Source organism: Polaromonas sp. P1_F2 (assembly GCF_056405735.1).
Genome location: NZ_JBFUBN010000008.1, coordinates 208,773 through 225,282, shown reverse-complemented (window position 1 = coordinate 225,282; position 16,510 = coordinate 208,773). Strand labels below are relative to the sequence as shown.

Genomic DNA, 16,510 nt, shown 5'->3' with positions numbered 1-16,510 from the left:
ACCATTCACGACGGAGCTTTCAAGGTCAGCGGCAAACCGGCCGCCATCAGGGTGACGCGCTCACAAGCGCCGGCCACCTGCTGGTTCAGCTGGCCCAGCGCATCGACAAAGGAGCGGGTTTCGCGCCCCATGGGAATGACGCCCAGGCCGATTTCGTTGCCAACCAGCACCAATGGGCCGGGGGCCGATTGGATGGCGTCCACCAGCAAGCCCGCCAGTTCCCACGCGACCTGGGCGGCATCCTTGAGCTCCAGGCCGGGCGCGGGCATCAACAGATTGGTAAGCCACAGCGTGAGGCAGTCGACAACGACCAGGGTATGGGCGGCGCTGTGCTGCAAGAGGGCCTGAGCCAGTTGAACCGGCTCTTCCACAGTCACCATGCCGGGCACACGTTCGGCGCGGTCCTGCTGGTGGCGGCGTATGCGTTCGCGCATCTCATCGTCCCAGGGCCTGGCGGTAGCGACCAGCACGGCCCGGTGTTCGGTCGACTGCGACAACCATTGCTGCGCCATCTGCTCGGCGCGGCGCGACTTGCCGCTTCTCTGGCCGCCGAGGATCAGCTCACTGCGGGCAAATGTCATCGCATTCATGGTTTGAAAGCTCCCGCGAGATCAGCTTCCATCCACTGCAGGATGATCTGGTGCATTTTGACAACGCCATCGGTCAGCGCGGCGGGGCCGGGCTGCAGGATGTCGGGAGACTTGATTTCAAACAATTGCTGGGTGCGCACGGCGTTCACGGCATTCCAGCCTTCACGCGCCACCACGTTCTCGGGCCGGAATTTCTTGCCGCACCAGGAGCCCAGAATCAGGTCTGGGTTGCGGCGGACGATCTCGGCGCCGTCGGCAATGATGCGGTTCTTGCCCAGCGACTGGGCGGCGAGTTCGGGAAAACAATCGTCCCCGCCCGCGATGCCGACCAGTTCGGACACCCAGCGAATCGCGCTGATGTGCGGGCTGTCCCACTCTTCGAAATACACCCTGGGCCGGCGCGCACCGGCCGCCACCCTGGCCGCCACGGCCGCCTGCATGGCGCGCAAATCGGCCTGCATCCGCGCAATGCGACTGGCACCCTGCTCCGCCTCGTTCACCATGGCGGCCAGCTGGTACAGCATGGAGAAAATTTCGGCCACGCTGCGCTGGTTGAAGATCGTGACCTGCACACCGCGCTTGACCAGGTCAGAGGCAATGTCGGCCTGCAGGTCCGAAAAGCCCAGCACGCAGTCCGGCTGCAGCTCCATGATCTTCTCGATCTTGGCGCTCAGGAAGGCGCTGACGCGCGGCTTCTCGTCGCGCGCGCGTTTCGGCCGCACGGTGTAGCCCGAGATACCCACAATGCGCTGCTCCTGGCCCAGCAGGTAGAGCCATTCGGTGGTTTCCTCGGTCAGGCAGACGATGCGCTGCGGGCCGGGCTGGAAATGCAGCAAGTCAGTCATGCAGCCGCCTCTGCAGGTACCGTGAACAGCTCCGCCACCGCTTCGGGGCAGGAGGGAAACCAGGCATGGAAGTAACTGGCGCGCACCGCCCCATGCTGCCACACGGCCTCGCCCGCATCCGGCGCGGGCACGGTGCCAGGCCGTGAGGTCCGGGAAACGGGCTGCAAGGGCGTGGCCGTGGTCGAGTAATGGAAGGTGTGGCCGCGCAAGGTGCCGCCAGCCAGCGGCAACTGCTGCGGGCCCAGGCCTGCCAGCAGCTTTTGCATGGTCACTTCGCCGCGCAGCACACCCCATTGCGCATGGCGCTGGCCGTCCAGTGTGACCAGCGTGTCAAACAGCGCCATCATGCCGCCGCACTCGGCCCACACCGGTTTGCCCGCGGCAACGTGCGCGGCCAGGCTGTCCCGCAGCGCGTTGTTGGCCGCAATGGTGGGCGCGTGCAGTTCGGGGTAGCCGCCAGGAATCCACAGCGCATCGCAGGCGGGCACGGCCGCATCGGCCAGCGGCGAGAAAAACACCAGCTCGGCCCCCAGCGCGCGCAGGGTGTCCAGGTTGGCGGCGTAGATAAAACAGAAAGCGGCGTCGCGTGCAACGGCAATCGTCTTGCCCCGAAGTGCAGGGACTGCGGACGCGGAGGCTTCAGGGGCCGTAAAGTCCACAGCCCAGCACTGCAAGTCGTCCAGGGTCATCTGGCCCAGCGGGGTGGCGGCCAACGTATCGGCAGCGGCGTCCAGCCTTTCCATGGCATCCGCCACTTCGGTCGCGACGGTCAGGCCCAGGTGGCGCTTGGGCAGGCTCATGGCGGCATTGCGCAGCACCGCGCCCAGCCATTGGTCCGGCGCGACGCTGGCCTGCAGCATGCCCGCATGGCGCGCATTGGCCACGCGGTTGGCCAGTACCCCGGCCCAGGGCATGGCGGGGCGGTAGTGCTGCAGGCCGAAGGCCAGCGCGCCAAATGTCGCCACCATGCCCGACGCATCCACCACCGCCAGCACCGGCAAGCCAAAGCGCTGCGCCAGGTCGGCTGCGCTGGGCTCGCCGTCGAACAGGCCCATCACGCCTTCCACAATGATCAGGTCCGCCTCCAGCGCCGCCGCATGCAGGCGGGCACTGCAATCGGCCTCGCCGGTCATCCACAGGTCCATCTGGTACACCGGCGCGCCGCTGGCCAGGGCATGCCAGCACGGGTCCAGGAAATCCGGCCCGCACTTGAAAACGCGCACACGTCGCCCCTGGCGCGCATGCAGCCGCGCCAGCGCGCAAGCCACCGTCGTCTTGCCCTGGCCGGAGGCCGGGGCGGCGATGAGGATGGCGGGACAGCGGACGGATTGAGGCATGGTGGCGTGAATAAAAGCTTAGCGGGGAGCCCAGGTCAGGCCGACGTACAGGGTACGCCGGGCGGTGGCGTAGGTGTTGGCGGTCTGGTAGACCTTGTCGGCCAGGTTCTCCAGCTTGGCGGCCAGCTTCCAGTCGCGCGACAGCGCCGTCGTGGCGCTCAGGTTCACGACAGAATAGCCGGGCAGCACCACGTTGGTGTTGTCGCTGTCGAAGGCGTGCGAGGCCATGACCAGGTCGGTCGCGAGCTGCCAGCCGCCCAGCGGCATTTCGGCGCCCAGCGTGCCGTACTGGCGCGAGCGGCGCTGCAGGGTGCGGTTGGTGGTGACGTTCTTGGGATTCTGCAGATCGAGCGAACCATGGAGGCGGACATTGCCCAGGGTCTCGGCCGCCGTGAGCGTCAGGCCGGTGTACTGGGCCTGCGCCGTGTTGGCATAGCAGGCGCGGTTGCTCAGCACGGTCGGCGGGCCGCCGTTGATGCAGGGGCCGTTGCCGTTGACAAAGCTCAGCAGGTTGGTCAGGCGGTTGCGGTAAACCGTGACGCCGTACTGCGACGTCCCCTGGCTGTATTTGAGCGCTGCCTCCACGCTGCGGCCGGATTCGGGCTTCAGGGTCGAGGTGCCGTAGATGCTGAAACGCTGGTACAGCGTGGGCACCCGGAACGAAGTGCCGGCGGAGGTGGACACCTTCCACTGCGGCGTGAGCGCGAAGGCATAAGCCGCGGAGCCGGTGGTCTTGCCGCCGAATTCGCTGTCCCTGTCGTGGCGGGCGGCGAGCTGCACGGTGTGCGCGCCGCCGCTCCAGCCGTAGCCCAGGCTCACGCCGTCCAGGGAGCGGTCCTTGTTGAGGACACTCGCGCCCCCCGGGATGGCCGTGGAGCCGACCAGGCGGAACACGTCGCGCCGGCTTTCCAGCGCGGCGCTCAGCAGGTGCGCGCCCAGGCGGTATTCGTTCTGGAACAGCAGCGTGCTGATGCGGCTCCTGTCATAAGAGATCTGCGGCGTCGAGCCGTTCAGGCCCTCCTCGCCGGAATCGGTGCCCTGCGTGACGGCCAGTTTGGTGCTGTAGCGATCAGACCATCTGGCCTCCCATTGCAGGCCCAGGGTCTGCAGGTCGGCGATGCGGCGGTAGTCGCGGGTCGGGCCGCCGTCGTACTGGGAGTCGGTGTGGCTTTGCAGCACGTTGGCTTCAATGCGGTGGTCGGGGTTGAGCTGGAAACCGAGCTTGGCGTTGGCGCCCAGGCTTTTGTAGCCATCGGCATCGGGGTTCTGGCCCGCGATGGTCCGGGTGTTGAAGCCGTCGCTTTGCCCCTGCGAGAGGCCCAGCGCATAGTCGAAAGCGCCGGCCGACCCACTGGCGGCAAGCTCAACCCGGCTGGTGTTGTAGGAGCCGTAACCCATCGTCACGGACGGCGAAAACAGGCCCTCCCCGCGCTTGGTGAAAATCTGGATCACGCCGGCCACGGCGTCGGAGCCATAGATGGCGCTGCTGGGGCCGCGCAAGACCTCGATCCGGTCGATTAGCGCGATCGGGATATTGTTCCAGGAGGCGCCGCCGGCGGTCGCCTGCGACTCCACCCGCACGCCGTCGATGAAGACGGGGGTGTGGCGGCTTTCGCCGCCGCGCACGAAGACGCTGGTGTTCGCGCCCATGCCGCCGTTGCGGGTGATCTGGACGCCCGGCACGCGGGCCAGGATGTCGGCCAGGCCGACCGGGCCGGCGCGTTCCAGGGTCTCGCGGTCAATGACGGTGACGTCGGCGACGACATCACCGATCGGCTGGGCGCTGCGCGTGGCGCTCACGACCATTTCCTTGAGCTGCCGCGGGGCTACTGGCTGGGTGAGCTGGGCGATTTGGGTTGTTTGGGCGGTTGGGGCGGTTTGCGAAAAGGCCGGAGACGCGGCCAGGAAAACCAGCGGGAATGCGGCGGCCAGCACCGGCGGGTACACGGCAAGGCGTGCGTGGGGAGCAATTTTCATGAATCAGACAGTCAGCAATGGGCCCTCGCCGGCTTCCCCGCCGGCGTGTGAGCGTTACAAACGCCCAGCCCAGGGACTGGACGTGCGCGTTCACCTTGTTGGCCGGTATCCGGGCTGACGGAACCACCTTCATCGCCTTCCCAAGCGCTTGTTCAAGGCGCTCAGTGGCGAGTGATGAAAGCTGAATTTGCTCCTGGCGTGAAGCCGGAAAGCGCATTCGTCCGTTTTACCGTTGCGGGGGCAGCGCAGGTTGAAGGTCTGGGCGCCGGCGATCAGGGTTGACCCGATATGCCTGGCTTTGACGCTCTCCTGCTTCCCGTTGAACTGCAGCATGTGAACCACACTGCGGGCACCAACAGGGCCGATTCTACGCGGCCCTTCCCGATGTCACGCCGCAAACCCTACAATGACGCTTGCCATGGCGAACCAAACCCAAATCGACCAGATCACCGAACGCGTCGAGCGGCTGTTGCTGCGCTACGAGGAATTGCAGCGCACCAACGAACTGCTGGCGGAGCAGGTCGGCCTCCTGACCCAGGAGCGCGACTCCCTCAAGTCGCGCCTGGGCGCGGCCCGCGCCCGCGTCGACGCCCTGCTCGAACGCCTGCCCGAAAGCAGCGGCCACGGCAACAAAACCACCGCGGGAACCGAGTCATGAAGCAGCTCGAAGTGCAGATCATGGGCCAAAGCTATTTGCTGGGCTGCCCCGAAAACGGCGACGCGCGCATGCTGGACGCCGTCAACCGCGTCGACATGGCCATGTGCCGGATCCGCGACGCCGGAAAGATCAAGGCGCGCGACCGCATCGCGGTGCTGGCGGCGCTGAACCTGGCGTTTGAACTTCCCGAGCGCACGCCGGGCGCCGCTGCTGCGCCGGCGGCCGCACCCGCCGCCGGCAATGCCGAGAACGCGCAGCTCGCGGCCCTGCTGCAGCGGCTGGACACCGCCCTGGGCACGGACGGCCGCCTGCTTTGAAGCCGGGCGCGCTTTGGCCGCAGCCCTTGCCCGACCTCCTTCAACGGATACCTTCACCACGCTCCGCACGGGGCCGCAAAGGCCTACAATGAAGGCGTCTGCGATGCGTATTGGGCTTTATATTTCCTTGAACCAATGCTCTACGAGCACGGGCTTGGTAAATTGTCCGGCAGGTGTGATCGTCTCGCGTCAGACGAACCCGAAACCCGACTGCCCTCGCCCACCTGAACCCCGGTTCAGGATGACGGTCCAGTGGCACTCGCAGACACCTTATTTGCGCCCTCGCCTTGCCCCTCTCCCGCCTCCCCCTCCCTCCAACCTCGCCCCGCCGCAGCGCTTCCCCTCGAAGCGCCGCGGGCCTGCGGCCCCATGCCTGACACCCCATGATGCTTGAACCCCTTCTCATTGTTGAACTGGCCGTACTGGGCGTGGGCACCGGATTTCTCGCGGGGCTGCTGGGCATAGGCGGCGGCATGCTGATGGTGCCCTTCATCACCATCATCATGTCCAATCGCGGCGTGGCGCCTGACCTGGCCGTCAAGATGGCGATCGCGACCTCCATGGCCACCATCATCTTCACCTCGATCTCCAGCGTGCGCGCGCACCACAAGCGCGGCGCGGTGCGCTGGGACATCGTCAAGCGGCTGGCGCCCGGCATCGTGATCGGCAGCATCATCGGCAGCCTGGGTGTGTTCGCGCTGCTCAAGGGCTCCTACCTCGCGATCTTCTTCGGCCTGTTCGTGAGTTTTTCCGCCACGCAGATGTTCCTGGACAAAAAACCCAAACCCACGCGGCAGATGCCGGGCACGGCGGGCCAGTTCGCGGCCGGCGGCTTCATCGGCTTCCTGTCGGGCCTGGTCGGCGCGGGCGGCGGTTTCATCAGCGTGCCCTTCATGACCTGGTGCAACGTGGCCATCCACAGCGCGGTGGCGACCTCGGCCGCGCTGGGCTTCCCGATCGCCGTGGCCAATGTGCTGGGCTATGTGATCAGCGGGCAAAGTGTGCAAAACCTGCCCGAGAGCTCCTTCGGCTACATCTGGCTGCCGGCCCTGGTGGTGATTGCCGTGTGCAGCTTCATGACGGCTCCGCTGGGCGCCAAGGCCGCGCACAGCCTGCCCGTAGGCAAGCTCAAAAGGGTGTTCGCGAGCATCCTCTACGTGTTGGCCGCCTACATGCTCTACAAGGGCATTAGAGGTTAGCCCCCACGGTCGCTCACTTCGTGTAGCTCCCTGCCCCCCGAGGGGGCGTTGCGCCTGCGGCCCGGCAAAGCCGGTTCCGCGGCCCCTGCTGGCAAGAATCGAAGCACTACCGTCAAGTTTGCCCGGGTGCTGGCATCACGACGATGCCGTCCTCATCGGCATAGAGCCAGTCGCCCGGATAGATGCGCACGCCCTGGAGCTGGACGGGAATGTCGCGCTGGCCTTCCTGCCGGCGTTCCGTGGGCAAGGGCATGAGGGCCAGGGCGCGTATGCCGGCCCGGCATCGCGCCAGTTCGGCGGCGTCGCGCACGCAGCCGTCGATCACCACGCCGGCCCAGCCGTTTTTGGCCGCGGCCAGGCCGAGGTTGCCGCCCAACAGGGCGCGGCGCAGCGAGCCGCCACCGTCCACCACCAGCACACGCGCTTCGCCAGGCGATTCGACGGCGGCCTTGACCAGCGAGTTGTCTTCAAAACATTTGACGGTGACGACCGAGCCGCTGAATTTGGCGATACCGCCATAACTCTGGAACACCGGCGGCAGCACCCTGAACGCGCCCGACGTATCGCCTTTGTGCGCATCGCAGAGGTCGCAGGTGGCGAAGGCGGCGGGAACCGAAGAGGCAGGAGAGGCAGGAGACGAAGGGACGGCAGTGCTCATTTTCCGGTGACTTTCTTGATGACGGGTTTGATGTCCTCGCGTCGGGCCGGCAGCACGACGGCGTTTTCGCGGGGGGCGTTCAGAACGATGGAGGTCGAGGTCTCGGTGAGGATGCAGAACTTGGTCACCACCGCGTCCAGGTGGGCGACGTCGATCACCGCGATTTCCAGCACCCAGCTGTCCTCGCCGGTGACGTTGTAGGCATTGATGACCTCGGGCGTCTGCTCGATCAGCTTGACCACCCGGGCGTATTCGACCCTGCCCACGCGGGCGATGGCGCGTATGCCGTAGCCCAGGCGCGCCAGGTCGACCTCCGCCCGGTAGCCCTTGATCACGCCGCCCAGCTCAAGCTTGCGCACGCGCTCGGTCACCGCGGGCTGGCTCAGGTGGACGCGGCGGCCCAGCTCGGCCATGGTGATGCGCGCGTCGCGCTGCAGCTCGCCGAGGATGCGGCTGTCGTAGTGGTCCCATTCGGTGGTTTCGGTCATGTCGGGTTTCAAGCTTTAAATTCAAAGGCCGGTTGCGGTTTTGCCGTTAATTTTGCATGGCCCGCACGCGCATGGCAACCTAACATCCCGGCATGACCTCCGCACTCATCTCCCCTCCCGCCGCCGGCAAGGCGCCGGCGCTCCTGATCCCCGCCCTGCTCGCCTGTTACCTGGTGTGGGGCTCGACCTACCTGGCGATCCGCTTCGCGCTGATCAGCTTTCCGCCCTTCTTCCAGATGGGCACGCGCTTCCTGGCGGCCGGCATCCTGCTGATGGCTTGGGTGCTGGCGCGCGGGCACAAGCTGCCGAGCCGGCGCGAATGGGCCAACGCCGCCATCATCGGCACCCTGATGCTGGGCGGCGGCATGGGGCTGACGGCCTCGGCCGAAGTCCACATCGGCTCGGGCCTGATCGCCACCTTCATCGCCATCGTGCCCATGCTGGTGTCGGCCTGGGGACTGCTGCTGGGCCAGCGGCCCAGCCGGCTGGAGTTCCTCGGCATGGCCGTGGGCCTGGCGGGTGTGCTGATGCTGGTGCAAGGCGCCAGTTTCGGCGCGGCGCCGGTGGGGCTGGCCTGCATCGCGGGCGCCACGCTGCTGTGGTCGTTGGGCTCGGTGCTGTCCGCCACACGGCTGCCGCTGGCCCCCGGCCCCGCGGGCTTCGCCAGTGAAATGTTGTGCGGCGGCGCGGTGTTGATGCTGATTTCTCTTGCATTGGGTGAGCACCGCGAGGCCGCCGCGAACTGGCCGGCGCAGCCCGAAGCGATGCTCGCCTGGCTCTATCTCGTGGTGTTCGGCTCGCTGATCGCCTTCAGCGCCTACCTGTATTTGCTGGCCAATGCCTCGCCCGCGGTGGCCACCAGCTACGCCTTCGTGAACCCCTTGATCGCGATTTTCCTGGGCGCTTTTTTCGCCGGAGAGCACGTCACGGGGAGCGAATGGGCCGCCTGCGGCGTGATTCTCACGGGCGTTTTCCTGATTTTCAGAGGTAAATCTGCAACATCCAGGCGCAAATAAAGTGGGTTTTCACTAGGAAACTGCGTTTTTCTCCAGTAGCATCCGCATTGCCACAAGGAAGTAGTTATCCGTGTGGTGATTTATCAACTTCTAGAAGGAAAATCAATCATGGCAACTGCGAAAAAAGCACCGGCTAAAAAAGCGCCTGCAAAAAAGGCTGCTCCGGCAAAGAAAGTAGCTGCGAAGAAAGCAGCTCCTGCGAAGAAGGCTCCTGCGAAAAAAGCAGCGCCTGCGAAAAAGGTAGCCGCGAAGAAAGCAGCTCCCGCCAAGAAGGTTGCGGCCAAAAAGCCAGCAGCGAAAAAAGCGCCCGCCAAAAAGCGTACGCCCAATGCAGCGTTCATGAAAGCGCTGACCTTGAGCCCCGCACTGGCAGCCGTGGTTGGCGACAAGCCTCTGCCACGTACCGAGATCGTCAGCAAGCTGTGGGTTTACATCAAATCCAAGGGCCTGCAGGACAAGGTCAACAAGCGCATGATCAACGCCGACGAAAAACTGCGCGCCGTTTTCGGCAAGGCGCAAGTGTCGATGTTCGAGATGGCTGGCCTGATCGGCAAGCACGTCAAGTAATCGGCTTCCGCCGATTTCGAAAAGGCCGGTTTCACCGGCCTTTTTTTATGCTCGTATGCACTGCCCCGGCCTCGCAGCGACGGCCCTCTGGCACGCATCCTGCATTACTCCTTTGCCTTCGAAACACGCTTCATTAGCGCCGCAAGCGCCACTGTAGGTGTGCTGATGCCATAGGGTTACTGGGTAGCCCGCCGGTGGCGGCAGTGCCGAAAAATGATGCTAATGTTGCTAAGATAAAAAATTCCCCGCGGCACTGCCCCGGGCCTGACTGACTAGACAAGATCCCATGTTGATGCCACTGCATTTGAAGACAGGGGCGGCGGAAATTTCCGCGCGCTCCGCATGTCGCTTTCGCGACGGAAATTCCCCGGCCCGCACTCACCGCTGTTTTAGCATCCCGCGATAATGCTGCGCTTTATCTTTACCCGACTGAGCCTGATCATCCCCACCTTCCTGGGGATGACACTGCTGGCCTTCTTCCTGATCCGCATGGTGCCGGGAGACCCGATTGAAACCATGGCGGGCGAACGCGGCATCGATCCGGTGCGCCATGCCCAGCTCCTCAAGGAATTCGGCCTGGACAAGCCCGTTATGGTGCAGTACGGCATCTACATCGTCCGCGTGCTCAAGGGCGACCTGGGCAAGTCGCTGATCACCCAGGAGCCCGTGCTGCGCGAGTTCCTCACGCTGTTTCCGGCCACCATCGAACTGGCCGTCTGCGCGATTTTGTTCGCGCTGCTGATCGGCATACCGGCCGGCATCCTGGCTGCGGTGAAGCGAAACTCCATACTCGACCACGGTGTCATGGGGGTGTCCCTCACGGGCTACTCCATGCCGATTTTCTGGTGGGGGCTGCTGCTGATCCTGCTGTTCTCCGTGGAGCTCGGCTGGACGCCGGTCTCCGGCCGGCTGTCGGTGCAGTACTTCATCGAGCCCACCACCGGCTTTCTGCTGATCGACTCACTGCTTTCCGACGACAAGGGCGCGTTCTGGTCGGCCGCCTCGCACCTGATATTGCCCATGATCGTGCTGGGCACCAATCCGCTGGCGGTGATCGCGCGCATGACGCGCTCGGCCATGCTGGAAGTGCTAGGCGAGGACTACATCCGCACCGCGCGCGCCAAGGGACTGTCCAACCTGCGCGTGGTGGCCCTGCATGCGCTGCGCAACGCGCTGATCCCGGTGGTCACCGTGATCGGCCTGCAGGTCGGCGTGCTGTTCACCGGCGCCATCCTGACCGAAACCATCTTTTCCTGGCCCGGCGTCGGCAAATGGCTGATCGAAGCCATCAGCCGCCGCGACTATCCCGTGCTGCAGGGCGGCATTTTGCTGCTGGGCGCCATCGTCATGGCCGTCAACCTGCTGGTGGACATCACCTACGGCATCATTAACCCACGCATCAGGCACCAGCGATGAGCACGGCCACCTTGAAACCCGCTACCGCGCCCGCGCCGCCGCATCCGCTGCGCGAATTCTGGAACTACTTCAGCGCCAATAACGGCGCCGTGATCGGCCTGGTCATCGTCATCGGCGTGCTGCTGATCGCGCTGTTCGCGCCGCTGCTGGCGCCGCACGCGCCCAACATCACCAACAATGCGGTGTTCCTCAAGCCTCCGGCCTGGCAAACCGGCGGATCATGGACCTACCCGCTGGGCACCGACGCCATCGGCCGCGACATCCTCTCGCGCCTGATGTACGGCGCCCGCCTGTCGCTGGTCATCGGCCTGGCCGTGGTGGCGCTGTCGGTGGTCGTCGGCACGGTGCTGGGCTTGCTCGCGGGCTTTTTCCGCGGCATCTTCGAGATCGCGGTGATGCGCCTGATGGACATCATCCTGACCCTGCCCAGCCTGCTGCTGGCCATCGTGATCGTGGCCATCCTCGGCCCCGGCCTGATGAACGCCATGCTGGCCGTGGCCATCGTCGTACTGCCGCATTACGTGCGCATCACGCGCGCCGCGGTGATCGCCGAGACCTCGCGCGACTACGTGACGGCCGCGCGCATGAGCGGCGCCAGCCGCATCCGCCTGATGTTCAGCGAGATCCTGCCCAACTGCACGGCGCCGCTGATCGTCCAGGCCTCGCTGGGTGTCTCCACCGCCATCCTCGACGCGGCGGCCCTGGGCTTCCTGGGCCTGGGCGCCCAGCCGCCCTCCCCCGAATGGGGCACCATGCTGGCCGATGCCCGCGAATTCGTCCTGCGCGCCTGGTGGGTGGTCACCTTCCCCGGCCTCGCAATCCTGATCACTGTGCTGGCCTTCAATTTGCTGGGCGACGGACTGCGCGATGCGTTCGACCCGAAATTGAAACGCTGAAAGATTTCGTATGGCTTTGTTAGAAATAGAAAACCTCTCCGTCGAGTTCCCCTCGCAAAACGGCGTGATGCACGCCGTCGACGGCATCAGCCTGTCGCTTGAAGAAGGCGAAGTCCTCGGCATCGTCGGTGAATCCGGCTCCGGCAAAAGCGTCACCATGATGGCCCTGATGGGCCTGGTGGCCTACCCCGGCCGCGTCAAGGCCGACAAGCTCCGCTTCGCCGGCCACGACCTCCTCAAGCTGTCGCAAGGCGAGCGCAACAAGCTCATCGGCAAGGACGTGGCGATGATCTTCCAGGAACCAACGACCAGCCTGAACCCCTGCTTCACCGTCGGTTTCCAGATCACCGAAACCCTGCGCCTGCACTTGGGGCTGGACAAAAAAGCCGCCAGTCGCAAGGCCATCGAGCTGCTCGAACAGGTCGGCATCAACTCGCCCGAAAGCCGCCTCAAGGCCTATCCGCACCAGCTCTCGGGCGGCATGAACCAGCGCGTGATGATCGCCATGGCGATCGCCTGCAACCCGCGCCTGCTGATCGCCGACGAGCCGACCACGGCGCTGGACGTGACCATCCAGGCGCAGATCCTCGATTTGCTGCGCAGCCTGCAGAAAGAACGCGGCATGGCCCTGGTGCTGATCACCCACAACATGGGCGTGGTGTCCGAAATGGCGCAGCGCATCGCGGTCATGTACGCCGGCCAGATCATGGAAGAGCAAAGCGCACACGCCCTCTTCAACACGCCCCAGCATCCCTACACCGAAGCCCTGCTGTCGGCCCTGCCCGAGCGCAGCGACGGCAGCGCGCGCCTGGCGACCATTCCCGGCATGGTGCCCGGCCTCTACGACCGGCCCACCGGCTGCCTGTTCGCCCCGCGCTGCGCCTATGCCACCGAGCATTCGCGCAACGAGCGCCCGCTGCTGCGCGCCTGGAAAGACGGCATGGTGCGTTGCCACTACCCGCTGGGCGACCCGAGCCGCCAGGCCAACATCGAGCGCGACACCCCGCTGATGGAGGCCGCGCAATGAGCACCGCCGCCCTCACCCCCAACGCCGTGCCGTCAGGCCCCGTCGTCGAGGCCAAAAACCTCAAGCAGGTCTATGAGATCCGCCGCGGCTTCATGCGCAAGTCCGACCACCTGCAGGCGGTCGGCGGCGTGTCCTTCTCGGTCCACGCCGGCAAGACCCTGGCCGTCGTCGGCGAATCCGGTTGCGGCAAGTCCACGCTGGCCCGCATGGTGTCGCTGATCGAAACCCCCACGGGTGGCGAACTGCGCATCACCGGCATCGACGCCGTGGGCGCCCCTCACGAACAGCGCCTGGGCCTGCGCAAGGCCGTGCAGCTGGTGTTCCAGAACCCTTACGGCTCGCTGAACCCGCGCAAAAAAATCGGCGCCATCCTTGAAGCTCCGCTCGAAATCAACACCAGCCTGAACGCCGAAGAACGCGCCGCCAAGGCCAGAGCCATGCTGGCCATGGTGGGCCTGCGCCCCGAGCACTACGACCGCTACCCGCACATGTTTTCGGGCGGGCAGCGCCAGCGCATCGCCATCGCGCGCGCCCTGATGCTCAACCCCACCGTGGTGGTGGCCGACGAGCCGGTGTCGGCACTCGACGTCTCCATCCAGGCCCAGGTGCTCAACCTGCTGGCCGACCTGCAGCAGTCCATGGGCCTGGCCTACCTGTTCATCTCGCACGACCTGGGCGTGGTGCGCCACATCGCCCACGACGTGCTGGTGATGTACCTGGGCCACGCGGTCGAGCAAGGCGAGAAGAACACCCTGTTCAACAAACCCCTGCACCCCTACACCCAGGCCTTGCTGGCCTCCACGCCGGGCCTGGCCGGCAGTACCGGCGTCAAGCAGCGCATCGTGCTCAAGGGCGAGCTTCCCTCGCCCCTGAACCCGCCCACCGGCTGCGTCTTTTCGACCCGTTGCCCGCATGTCACCGACCGCTGCCGCGCCGAAAGGCCGCAGTTGCGCGAAGTTGCGGACCGGCAGGTTGCGTGCCACTATGCCGAAAACTTTCTCACTGCGTGACCTGAAACCATGCCTTCCCGCACCGGTTTCAGGCCACGTTTTTCAATGACCAGGGCGCACCACGTCACAAATGTGGTGCAAACTGGCCGCAAGCCCCGCTGCGAAGCAGCATCAACCTCCAAAGGGATCGTCAAATGATTCAGATCAAACCAAGTGCAAGCCGGCTCCGCCCGGTCCAGCGCGCATTGCTGTGCGCCGTCGCCCTGCCAGCGCTGCTGGCACTTTCACCCGTCTCCGCGAAGACGCTGGTGTTCTGCTCTGAAGGCAGCCCCGAAAACTTCTACCCCGGCGTCAACACCACGGGTACGTCGTTTGATGCCAACGAACCCGTCTACAACCGCCTCGTCGAATTCGAATACGGCGGCACCAAGGTCGTTCCCGGCCTGGCCGAGAAATGGGACATTTCCGCCGACGGCAAGGAATACACCTTCACGCTGCGCAAGGGCGTGAAATGGCACGCCAGCAACAAGGCCTTCAAGCCGACGCGCGACTTCAACGCCGACGACGTGCTGTTCATGTTCGAGCGCCAGTGGAAGGAAGACAACGCCTTCTTCAAGGTCACCAGCCCCAACCACTCCTACTTCAGCGACATGGGCATGCCCAAGCTGATCAAATCGGTGGAAAAGGTCAACGACCTCACCATCAAGATCACGCTGAACCAGCCTGAAGCGCCCTTCCTCGCCAACCTGGCCATGCCTTACGCGGCAGTCCAGTCCAAGGAATACGCCGACGCCATGCTGAAAGCCGGCACGCCGGAAAAAATCGACCAGGACCCGGTCGGCACCGGCCCCTTCTACCTGGTGCAGTACCAGAAAGACGCGGTCATCCGCTACAAGGCCTTCCCGCAGTACTGGGGCGGCAAAGCCAAGATCGACGACCTCGTGTACTCGATCACGCCTGACGCATCGGTCCGCTGGGCCAAGCTGCAGAAGAACGAATGCCAGGTCATGCCTTACCCCAACCCCGCCGACCTCGACGCGATCCGCAAGGACTCCAACGTCACCATCGTCGAGCAGGCCGGCCTGAACGTCGGCTACCTCGCCTACAACACGACCAAGAAGCCCTTTGACGACGTGCGCGTGCGCAAGGCCATCAACATGGCCATCAACAAGAAAGCCATTGTTGACGGCGTGTACCTGAGCACCGGCGTCGCCGCCAAGAACCCGATCCCGCCGACCATGGCCGCGTACAACAACGCCATCAAGGACGACGAGTACAACCCCGAAGCCGCCAAGAAATTGCTGGCCCAGGCCGGTTTCCCCAACGGTTTCACCACCGACCTGTGGGCCATGCCCGTGCAGCGCCCGTACAACCCGAATGCCAAGCGCATCGCCGAGTTGATGCAAGCGGACCTGGTCAAGGTCGGTGTGACCGCCGAGATCAAGAGCTTCGAATGGGGCGAGTATCGCAAGCGCCTGCAGGCCGGCGAACACCAGATGGGCATGCTGGGCTGGACCGGCGACAACGGCGATCCTGACAACTTCATGTACACCCTGCTCGGCTGCGCCTCGGCCCAGTCGGCCAGCGGTTCCAACATCGCCAAGTTCTGCTACCAGCCGTATGAAGACCTGGTCCTGAAGGCCAAGACCGTGACCAACCCTGCAGAGCGCATCAAGCTCTACCAGCAGGCCCAGGTCATCTTCAAGGAACAGGCTCCCTGGTTCACCATCGCCCACGCGGTGCAATTGAAGCCCATCCGCAAGAGCGTGATCGGCTACAAGAACAGCCCGTTCGGCCGCCACAACTTCTACGCCGTGGACATCAAGGAGTAATCCTTCATGGTTTGAGGCCGCCTTGTCATGAGGCTGCTTCCCATAAAAAAGGCCGGGTCACCCCGGCCTTTTTTTATGGGAGCTCAGGCAGGTAACAGTGCCGCCACCTGGGCCGGCAAGCCGGCGGGTGCCGTGCAGTGGATGGTCTGCCAGCCCAGTTGCCGGGCCGCGGCGACATTGGCGGCGAGATCGTCGATGAACAGCGTGTCGGCCGGCGCCAGCCCATAGCGCTCGGCCAGCAGCTCGAAGATCGCCGGGTCGGGTTTGGCCAATTTCACGTCGCCTGAGAAGATGCCACCGTCGAAATGGCGCAGGAAGTCGTGCCGGCTTTCCAGGACTCGCGCAAAAGGCGATGGCATATTGGAAAGGTAATAGAGATGCACGTCGCCCCGGCTGCGGCGGCGCTGCTGCAACTGCTCCAGCAAAGCCACAGTGGTTTCAATGGGCAGCAGGCGCTCCCCGATAGGCGCGAGAAACCCATGCAGCAAATCAGCCGGCAAGGCCAGCCGCCGCGCCATGGATGCCACCACATCGGGCAACTCGCGCGTACCGCGGTCGAAGGCCGCCCAGTCCTCATGGTGGAACATGTCCGCCGCCAGCTTCCGGGCCGCCTCGGCCGTCGGCGTGACATGGCTCAAGTGGGTGCGTAAAAGCTCAGCCGGTTGCCACTCGAACAGCACCGCGCCGAAGTCGAAAACCACGTTCATACCCTTGCTCTTTGCCGTTCGTGAACCAGG

17 protein-coding genes and 1 riboswitch are annotated in these 16,510 nt (G+C 64.9%); of the genes, 10 read left to right on the top strand and 7 right to left on the bottom strand.

Features of this window, described 5'->3' with window-relative positions:
* Positions 1 to 5 precede the first annotated feature (5 nt).
* From cobU to AC1D0O_RS17270, 4 genes are read right to left on the bottom strand one after another with little or no spacing between them, the layout of a single operon-like run.
* Complete coding sequence (gene cobU, locus AC1D0O_RS17285; protein ID WP_477654727.1) at positions 6 to 590, bottom strand: bifunctional adenosylcobinamide kinase/adenosylcobinamide-phosphate guanylyltransferase; 585 nt, start codon at positions 588 to 590, stop codon at positions 6 to 8.
* Complete coding sequence (locus AC1D0O_RS17280) at positions 587 to 1,435, bottom strand: ABC transporter substrate-binding protein (protein WP_477654726.1); 849 nt, start codon at positions 1,433 to 1,435, stop codon at positions 587 to 589. The genes cobU and AC1D0O_RS17280 overlap by 4 nt, the downstream gene beginning before the upstream one ends.
* Positions 1,432 to 2,772 (bottom strand): cobyrinate a,c-diamide synthase, encoded by a 1,341-nt coding sequence (locus tag AC1D0O_RS17275; RefSeq protein ID WP_477654725.1) that lies wholly within the window; start codon positions 2,770 to 2,772, stop codon positions 1,432 to 1,434. The genes AC1D0O_RS17280 and AC1D0O_RS17275 overlap by 4 nt, the downstream gene beginning before the upstream one ends.
* An 18-nt stretch (positions 2,773 to 2,790) precedes the next feature.
* Positions 2,791 to 4,749, bottom strand: a complete 1,959-nt coding sequence (locus tag AC1D0O_RS17270) for a TonB-dependent receptor domain-containing protein (protein ID WP_477654724.1) — start codon at positions 4,747 to 4,749, stop codon at positions 2,791 to 2,793.
* A gap of 83 nt (positions 4,750 to 4,832) precedes the next feature.
* A riboswitch (cobalamin riboswitch) is annotated at positions 4,833 to 5,121 on the bottom strand.
* 46 nt (positions 5,122 to 5,167) lie between these two features.
* Here AC1D0O_RS17270 and AC1D0O_RS17265 point away from each other — a divergent pair.
* The 3 genes from AC1D0O_RS17265 to AC1D0O_RS17255 all read left to right on the top strand — a co-directional run bounded on the left by AC1D0O_RS17265 (position 5,168) and on the right by AC1D0O_RS17255 (position 6,923).
* A complete protein-coding gene (locus tag AC1D0O_RS17265; protein WP_477654723.1) occupies positions 5,168 to 5,407 on the top strand; it encodes a DUF904 domain-containing protein in 240 nt (79 codons plus the stop codon).
* Positions 5,404 to 5,724: a cell division protein ZapA gene (locus AC1D0O_RS17260; RefSeq protein WP_477654722.1), complete on the top strand. Its 321-nt coding sequence runs from the start codon at positions 5,404 to 5,406 to the stop codon at positions 5,722 to 5,724. The genes AC1D0O_RS17265 and AC1D0O_RS17260 overlap by 4 nt, the downstream gene beginning before the upstream one ends.
* 383 nt (positions 5,725 to 6,107) lie before the next feature.
* Complete coding sequence (locus AC1D0O_RS17255; protein WP_477654721.1) at positions 6,108 to 6,923, top strand: sulfite exporter TauE/SafE family protein; 816 nt, start codon at positions 6,108 to 6,110, stop codon at positions 6,921 to 6,923.
* A gap of 112 nt (positions 6,924 to 7,035) precedes the next feature.
* Here AC1D0O_RS17255 and rraA read toward each other — a convergent pair whose 3' ends face one another.
* Both rraA and AC1D0O_RS17245 read right to left on the bottom strand, forming a co-directional pair.
* Positions 7,036 to 7,581, bottom strand: coding sequence for a ribonuclease E activity regulator RraA (gene rraA / locus AC1D0O_RS17250; protein WP_477654720.1), 546 nt, complete (start codon positions 7,579 to 7,581; stop codon positions 7,036 to 7,038).
* Positions 7,578 to 8,069, bottom strand: coding sequence for an Lrp/AsnC family transcriptional regulator (locus tag AC1D0O_RS17245; RefSeq protein WP_007873193.1), 492 nt, complete (start codon positions 8,067 to 8,069; stop codon positions 7,578 to 7,580). Before AC1D0O_RS17245 ends, rraA begins: the two co-directional genes overlap by 4 nt.
* Before the next feature lie 92 nt (positions 8,070 to 8,161).
* Between AC1D0O_RS17245 and yedA the strand changes: the two genes are divergently transcribed.
* The 7 genes from yedA to AC1D0O_RS17210 all read left to right on the top strand — a co-directional run bounded on the left by yedA (position 8,162) and on the right by AC1D0O_RS17210 (position 15,773).
* Positions 8,162 to 9,085 (top strand): drug/metabolite exporter YedA, encoded by a 924-nt coding sequence (gene yedA / locus AC1D0O_RS17240; protein ID WP_477654719.1) that lies wholly within the window; start codon positions 8,162 to 8,164, stop codon positions 9,083 to 9,085.
* A 108-nt stretch (positions 9,086 to 9,193) separates the two neighbouring features.
* The gene (locus AC1D0O_RS17235) at positions 9,194 to 9,652 is read left to right on the top strand and encodes an SWIB/MDM2 domain-containing protein (RefSeq protein WP_122956824.1); all 459 of its coding nucleotides are present in this window, start codon (positions 9,194 to 9,196) and stop codon (positions 9,650 to 9,652) included.
* Between the two features lie 405 nt (positions 9,653 to 10,057).
* Positions 10,058 to 11,068 (top strand): ABC transporter permease subunit, encoded by a 1,011-nt coding sequence (locus AC1D0O_RS17230; protein WP_411879545.1) that lies wholly within the window; start codon positions 10,058 to 10,060, stop codon positions 11,066 to 11,068.
* Positions 11,065 to 11,964, top strand: a complete 900-nt coding sequence (locus AC1D0O_RS17225; protein WP_477654718.1) for an ABC transporter permease subunit — start codon at positions 11,065 to 11,067, stop codon at positions 11,962 to 11,964. The genes AC1D0O_RS17230 and AC1D0O_RS17225 overlap by 4 nt, the downstream gene beginning before the upstream one ends.
* 10 nt (positions 11,965 to 11,974) lie before the next feature.
* Positions 11,975 to 12,991, top strand: coding sequence for an ABC transporter ATP-binding protein (locus tag AC1D0O_RS17220; RefSeq protein ID WP_477654717.1), 1,017 nt, complete (start codon positions 11,975 to 11,977; stop codon positions 12,989 to 12,991).
* Positions 12,988 to 14,001, top strand: a complete 1,014-nt coding sequence (locus AC1D0O_RS17215) for a peptide ABC transporter ATP-binding protein (protein WP_477654716.1) — start codon at positions 12,988 to 12,990, stop codon at positions 13,999 to 14,001. The genes AC1D0O_RS17220 and AC1D0O_RS17215 overlap by 4 nt, the downstream gene beginning before the upstream one ends.
* A gap of 134 nt (positions 14,002 to 14,135) precedes the next feature.
* Positions 14,136 to 15,773: an ABC transporter substrate-binding protein gene (locus AC1D0O_RS17210; protein WP_477654715.1), complete on the top strand. Its 1,638-nt coding sequence runs from the start codon at positions 14,136 to 14,138 to the stop codon at positions 15,771 to 15,773.
* Positions 15,774 to 15,856: 83 nt separating this feature from the next.
* Here AC1D0O_RS17210 and AC1D0O_RS17205 read toward each other — a convergent pair whose 3' ends face one another.
* Complete coding sequence (locus AC1D0O_RS17205) at positions 15,857 to 16,480, bottom strand: HAD family hydrolase (RefSeq protein ID WP_477654714.1); 624 nt, start codon at positions 16,478 to 16,480, stop codon at positions 15,857 to 15,859.
* Positions 16,481 to 16,510: the final 30 nt, after the last annotated feature.